The sequence below is a fragment of the Psychrobacter sp. Choline-02u-9 genome, from assembly GCF_002836505.1.
GTDB lineage: Bacteria > Pseudomonadota > Gammaproteobacteria > Pseudomonadales > Moraxellaceae > Psychrobacter.
In genome coordinates this window covers 39,732-45,898 of sequence record NZ_PJBF01000061.1, presented here as the reverse complement: position 1 = coordinate 45,898, position 6,167 = coordinate 39,732, and the positions used below count along the sequence as shown (strand labels likewise).

The window sequence follows — 6,167 nt, the reverse complement described above, 5'->3', positions numbered from 1 at the left end:
TCAAATGAAAATTATACTAAATGGTTAAGTAACCATGGACAAGAAATACTATTTTGGGTATTTAATTATTTAAATCGTAGAAATATAATGGCAAACGTGAACAACAATATAGATTCAGATGAGGAATTAAAAGCCACAATATTGGCTTCTTTAGATCTTATTGATTACCCTAGCTATACTAAAATAAAAAATACTAATTATTCTTATAGTACTAGTGCAAATAAAGAAATTATAATCGATAAAATGAAACGAGGTTGGAGCCAACAGAAGTATCGCAATGCAGGTAAGACAAAAAAGCCATATCACCTACCATTGACGAAAAAAACCAAAAGTAGGTTAGAGAAGATGGCGCAGGTACAAGGGCTGTCAGAGACAGCCATGCTTGATATACTAATTAATCGGTTTTACGAAATGGAGTATGTAGATGTCAATGGTAAGGATTTATACTAATGCTTATCGACATAGCTTTGTAACTCATCTATAGTAATTCCTTGGCTCAACAATGCCTTAATGAGGTCGTGCTTATCAGTGTGTTGTAATGGTTCAGGCTGCTTACTTTCTAACGACTTTTCGATCTGCTGCCGCGCTGTCTGGAAGTCTACGACTTCGCCTTTGTCTCTAAGCAGATCTAAAAAGTCTGCCCAGACCTGCATAATCTTACGGCGCTCTTCTAAGTGCTGTGCGTGGTTATAAACCGCGCGAATGCTGCTTTTTTTATCATGCGCCATCTGCTTTTCGATCGCGTCGCCCATATAGCCAAGCTCGTTTAGATTGGTAGAGGCGATGTGACGAAAGCCGTGACCTGTTTGTTTGCCAGCATAACCTAAGATATCAAGCGCATTATTGATGAACTCTTCACTATATGGCTGATGCATGCCTGTATGATAAAACACGTACTCATATTGCCCTGTGATGGCTTTCATCTCTTCTAACACTGCTAGCATTTGATCTGAGAGTGGTACGACATGCTTACGCGCAATTTTAAGGTTATCAATATCAACACGCCATAAGCGATTGGCAAAATCGATATGTGACCACTTCATCATACGCAGCTCGATGGTACGACAGAATGAATAGGCTAAGAATTTCATACCTAAGCGAGTCTGATCGTGACCATGGTAGCCCTCGATAGCTTGGAGTAGGGCAGGCAGCTCATGGATATCCACATGCTTCATGTGCTGGCTTTTGGCTTTAGGATAGAGTGCCTTTAAATCATCGATTGGGTTTTGCTCAATGATACGTTCGCGTTTGGCACGCTTTAAAACATTAGCAACCAAATCAATAGTGCGTCTGGTAACCTCACGTGGTGGTTCACCATTCTTGTTCACACGCTTTTCGATCTCGTCTGCCATTGATCGGCAGTCTTCAAAGCTTACATCTTTTAAAGCGATGCCTTCAAAATGTGATAACACGTCTTTATGCATACGGTTATAGTCTTGCTGATAAGTACGCGGCTTGACGTTACGTTGTCGTTCAGCAAGCCAATCTAATGCGTAGTCATTGAATTTTTGCGCATGAATATTGGCAAGCTTATCCTGCCGCTTTTTATTTTTTGGATCAATACCGTCAGCCAACAGTGCTTTGATCTCAGTATTGGCTTGTCTAGCCTGAGATAGGGACATGAAGGGATAAGTACCAAGAGTAATACTTTTTTGCTTACCATCAAAGCGATAAACGCTTATCCATGATTTTGTACCCGTGCTACGCACAAAAAGCTGTAATCCATACTTGTCAGTATACTTGTCAGGCCGCAAAGGTATGCACTTATCACTTGGTCTAAGCTTACGAATTTTGGTATCACTTAACATGTTGGTCTATTCCTCATACCTACGAGCTATACATTCAAAGCGTTAAGACAATTATGTTGGTCTAAGGCGTATAAATCTAGATCGAATGTTGGTCTAATTACGGTCTATATGAATAATAGACCAACGAATAGACCAACACAAGCGACGTGATAGGTGGGTCACGTTGGGTGGGGTTGGGAAAACAGCAGACATAAAAAAAACGCTAGACGCGTTATTTATAAAGGGTTTAATTGGTATATGAGTGGAATTGGGTCAAGGTGGGAAAACTAAGATTTTATAAGATTGGCGGTGAAGGAGGGATTCGAACCCTCGATACGCTATGAACGTATACACACTTTCCAGGCGTGCGGTTTCAGCCACTCACCCACTTCACCGTTTTTTGAACGCCTAAGTATAGCGGATACCATTTAGAATGTCACGACTTGCGCGCTATCTTTCTTTATTGGCAAGCGCCTGCTAGGATAGCAAGTATGTAACGGCAAGTATAAATGGTTGAAAGTTGAATGATAAGTTTTAGCAGGATCAAGTACGGATGTAAGAATAGTGCACTGATGGCAGTATTGCTTGTCGCGACGGGTATTACCCAAGCACACGCTGATGATTTGACCCAGTGTAGCCAGTCTTTTTATGGGGGTGTTTATCCTGAATTTACCAATACCAAGCTAAAAAAAGACACACAAGCGCTATGCATGGATGGCTTTGCGGTCATGTACTCGGGGGTATCGCGTACACCGCTTTGGTCAGCAGAGCATCTCGATCGCACACGTCTACAACAAGCTAAGCAGATCGATCGTGAAGATAGCTTTCACGAAGAGAGTAAACTGCCAAAGTCAGCACGAGCCTCATTATCCGATTATTCAGGCTCTGGCTATGATCGAGGTCATTTGGCACCCAATGCCAATATGGCCAATCGCAGCCAGCAGTATGATAGCTTTAGTTTAGCCAATATTGCTCCGCAGTCACCACGTAACAATCGCTACATTTGGCGTAATATTGAATCTGCCACTCGGTATTTAACGCAGCAATACGGTGAGGTGTATACCATCACGGGTGTGGCATTTACTGATAAAAAAACCAAGCAGCTCGCTAACCGTGTCCTTGTGCCTAGCCACTTCTTCAAAGCGGTATATATCCCAGCAACCAATCAAGCAGGCGTGTATTACGCACCAAATGATGAGTCAGAACGCATCGATGTGATCAGTATCGATGAGCTGACCACTGAGATTGGCATCGATGTATTACCTATGCTAGATAGTCAGTCCAAATCTCAAGCGTTTGATTTACCATTGAAGGCAGGTGAGAGCTCAGATACCCCCGAGGTGCCAGTAGAAGAGCCTGAGTGGATACTGTTTGTCTGGGCTATTTTAGAATGGTTGATTGCACAATTACAGGCTTAAGCTGAAAGTAAGACCCTAAAACCGCCTCATTCTGAAAAAATACAATGTTACTGATAATAAGGATAATCAAATGATTGAGCCATTCGCCAACGACCATCAAAGCATGCAGATTGGTGATCTTGTCATTGAAAATCAAAAAGACAAGATTATTATATATGGTGATATTGATCTCACTTTTGATGAGTTAGGATATAAGCAAGCCCAACAGTTGCATGAGCTATCGGGAAAAATCGTACAAGCATTTGAAGATAAAAATCTATATAGCAAGAATGATGCTAAGTCAAAGGAAAATGATGACCAATTAGATAAAGATATCGACAATCCTTTTCTGTAACTCTTTGATATGGTTTTATTTTTATAGAAATAAGAAACTGTAAAAAAATTACTAGGCAAAACCTAAAAATTGCTTATAATGAGTTAAGACATCGCTTGTGTCGCTTGAATCTTTAACCAAAAGCTTATAAGTTGTAATGGTAACTATCATTTAAAAAGGTCGAAATCATAAAGCTCGTAATGAAAGATTCTAGCAAAGGATAAGCATAGGACAACAGAAACATAACGTTTCGAGTAATCATTGTATGAAGGGAGTCAATCTATGAAATTATTTACAAAGACCACTTTAGCAGTTGCTGGTATTGGTATTGCTAGCATGGCATTCGCCGCTGACCCATTAGCCAACACTACTTGGCAGACATATGATGAAGGCAAGCCAAAAGGTACGGTAAAGATCACTGAGTCAAATGGTGTGTTGACCGGTACTCTTATTGCTACTAACTCAGCTAAAGGCAAAAAGCACGTTGGTACGACCATTATTAAAGGTCTAAAAGCTGACGGTGGTGGTAAATATAGTGGTGGTACGATTACTGACCCTGAAAAAGGCAAAGACTATCGTATGACTGCAAGCTTAAGCGGCAACACATTGAAGCTAAAAGGCTATATCGGACCATTCTCTCGTAGCCAAGAGTGGAAAAAGAAATAAACTAAAAAATTAGTTTTAGTGTAATACATAAAAATCCCGCGTTACCGAAAGGTCTCGCGGGATTTTTTACGTTTTAGATTTAAGCTTATGGCTTCAACAGGGGAGAACTTTAAACACTAAAATTATAAACGCCGATACTACAGTGGGTAGTATCAGCGCATTTAACATCAATCTTTAGCTTACTTGAAAGGAGCTTATCTTATAAATTCTGGGTAAGCTTCCATACCACATTCTGCAATATCAGCACCTTCGTATTCGTCTTCTTCAGAGATACGTAGACCGATAACTAGCTTGATGATAGACCAAACCACTAGGCTGGCAATGAATACCCAAGCAAAGATGGTTGCAGCACCCACAATCTGACCGATAAAGGTAGATGCTGGGTTAGTAATAGGTACAATTAGCAGACCAAATAGACCGACCACACCATGAACTGAGATTGCACCAACTGGATCATCAATTTTGATTTTGTCTAAGGCTAAAATAGATAGCACTACAATAATACCGGCGATAACACCAAAAATAGTGGCTTGTAATGCAGAAGGGGTTGAAGGCTCAGCAGTAATGGCAACTAGACCTGCTAGTACACCGTTTAGAAGCATAGTTAGATCCGCTTTACCAAAGATGATGCGGGCTAAGATCAAGGCACCGACAGCACCGCCAGCAGCAGCAGCATTAGTGTTCAAGAATACCATTGCAACAGCATTTGCACTAGCGATGTCGCCTAATTTGAGCACTGAACCACCGTTGAAACCGAACCAACCCATCCATAAGATTAGTGTACCGAGTGCCGCCAATGGTAGGTTGGCACCAGGAATAGCGCGTATCTCGCCATTAGGGCCATATTTACCTTTACGTGAGCCTAATAGTAGTACACCTGCTAGAGCTGCTGCTGCACCTGCCATATGTACGATACCAGAGCCTGCAAAGTCAGAGAAGCCCATGTCGCCTAGGTTGAATAGGCCAAAGACATCGTTGCCGCCCCATGTCCAGCTACCTTCTAGTGGGTAGATAACACCAGTCATGACCACAGCGAATAATAAGAATGACCACAGTTTCATGCGCTCAGCAACCGCACCTGATACGATTGACATACAGGTCGCTACAAAGACTACTTGGAAGAAAAAATCTGATGCGGCAGAGTAGACAGAGTCGCCACCGAAGCCGTTTTCAGCAGAGGCTGCTAGGGCGTCTTCTACTAACGTATCACCGCCTGCAATTCCGCTTAAGAATAGATCGCCACCATACATAATCGCATAGCCACATACCATATACATGATACTAGCCGTTGCAAATAGGGCAATGTTTTTGGTTAAGATTTCGACTGTGTTTTTTGATCGGACCAGTCCGGCCTCTAACATAGTGAAGCCTGCTGCCATCCACATGACCAACGCACCACATATCAAAAAGTAAAACGTATCAAGCGCATATTGGAGCTCAAAGATTTGACTTTCCATTTAAATTCCCCCTTGAATTTATAATATAGATATCGGCATTACCGATAGATAAAAATGCTGTAAGAGTCTGTACCTATAAGTTTATGCCCGTAGGTAGGTCTTCAAATTTAGATAGCGTCAGGTCCTGTTTCACCCGTACGGATGCGGATAACTTGCTCAAGTGCAGTGACGAAAATCTTGCCATCACCAATTTTACCAGTGCTAGCGATACGAGTGATTGCCTCGATAGCAGGCTCAACCATCTCGTCGATCACAGCGACTTCGACTTTTACTTTAGGTAAAAAGTCCACCACGTATTCTGCGCCGCGATAGAGCTCTGTATGACCTTTTTGACGACCGAAACCTTTGACTTCAGTGACAGTGACACCTTTAACACCGATGTCGGAAAGCGCTTCACGCACGTCGTCGAGCTTAAACGGTTTTAAGATCGCAGTGATTAGCTTCATAAAAAATTCCTTATTTGTGTGATGCCGCAGATTGATAGAAGTACTATGATGCATCATCATATCTCTGCCTTGCTTACTGT

General features: G+C 41.8%; 6 protein-coding genes, 1 tRNA gene and 1 pseudogene. 4 read left to right on the top strand and 4 right to left on the bottom strand.

All coding sequences use genetic code 11. The annotated features are described in order from the left end of the window. Positions 1 to 450: pseudogene (locus tag CXF69_RS14360) on the top strand (hypothetical protein); the annotation flags it as partial. Here the strand turns inward: CXF69_RS14360 and CXF69_RS12945 are convergent. Both CXF69_RS12945 and CXF69_RS12940 read right to left on the bottom strand, forming a co-directional pair. Then, positions 447 to 1,808, bottom strand: coding sequence for a tyrosine-type recombinase/integrase (locus tag CXF69_RS12945; RefSeq protein ID WP_102078334.1), 1,362 nt, complete (start codon positions 1,806 to 1,808; stop codon positions 447 to 449). The pseudogene CXF69_RS14360 and the gene CXF69_RS12945 sit on opposite strands and share 4 nt — an antisense overlap. A gap of 283 nt (positions 1,809 to 2,091) precedes the next feature. After that, positions 2,092 to 2,182: transfer RNA gene (locus CXF69_RS12940), tRNA-Ser, on the bottom strand. A 177-nt stretch (positions 2,183 to 2,359) separates the two neighbouring features. Here CXF69_RS12940 and CXF69_RS12935 point away from each other — a divergent pair. The 3 genes from CXF69_RS12935 to CXF69_RS12925 all read left to right on the top strand — a co-directional run bounded on the left by CXF69_RS12935 (position 2,360) and on the right by CXF69_RS12925 (position 4,184). After that, entirely contained in the window at positions 2,360 to 3,205 is an 846-nt protein-coding gene (locus tag CXF69_RS12935; RefSeq protein ID WP_198551546.1) for a DNA/RNA non-specific endonuclease, read from the top strand. A 70-nt stretch (positions 3,206 to 3,275) separates the two neighbouring features. Then, positions 3,276 to 3,539, top strand: a complete 264-nt coding sequence (locus CXF69_RS12930) for a hypothetical protein (RefSeq protein ID WP_101205966.1) — start codon at positions 3,276 to 3,278, stop codon at positions 3,537 to 3,539. A 261-nt stretch (positions 3,540 to 3,800) separates the two neighbouring features. Continuing rightward, a complete protein-coding gene (locus CXF69_RS12925; RefSeq protein WP_101205965.1) occupies positions 3,801 to 4,184 on the top strand; it encodes a DUF2147 domain-containing protein in 384 nt (127 codons plus the stop codon). A 194-nt stretch (positions 4,185 to 4,378) separates the two neighbouring features. Here CXF69_RS12925 and CXF69_RS12920 read toward each other — a convergent pair whose 3' ends face one another. Both CXF69_RS12920 and CXF69_RS12915 read right to left on the bottom strand, forming a co-directional pair. Then, complete coding sequence (locus CXF69_RS12920) at positions 4,379 to 5,641, bottom strand: ammonium transporter (RefSeq protein WP_102078333.1); 1,263 nt, start codon at positions 5,639 to 5,641, stop codon at positions 4,379 to 4,381. Positions 5,642 to 5,748: 107 nt separating this feature from the next. After that, positions 5,749 to 6,087 (bottom strand): P-II family nitrogen regulator, encoded by a 339-nt coding sequence (locus CXF69_RS12915; RefSeq protein WP_010197981.1) that lies wholly within the window; start codon positions 6,085 to 6,087, stop codon positions 5,749 to 5,751. Positions 6,088 to 6,167: the final 80 nt, after the last annotated feature.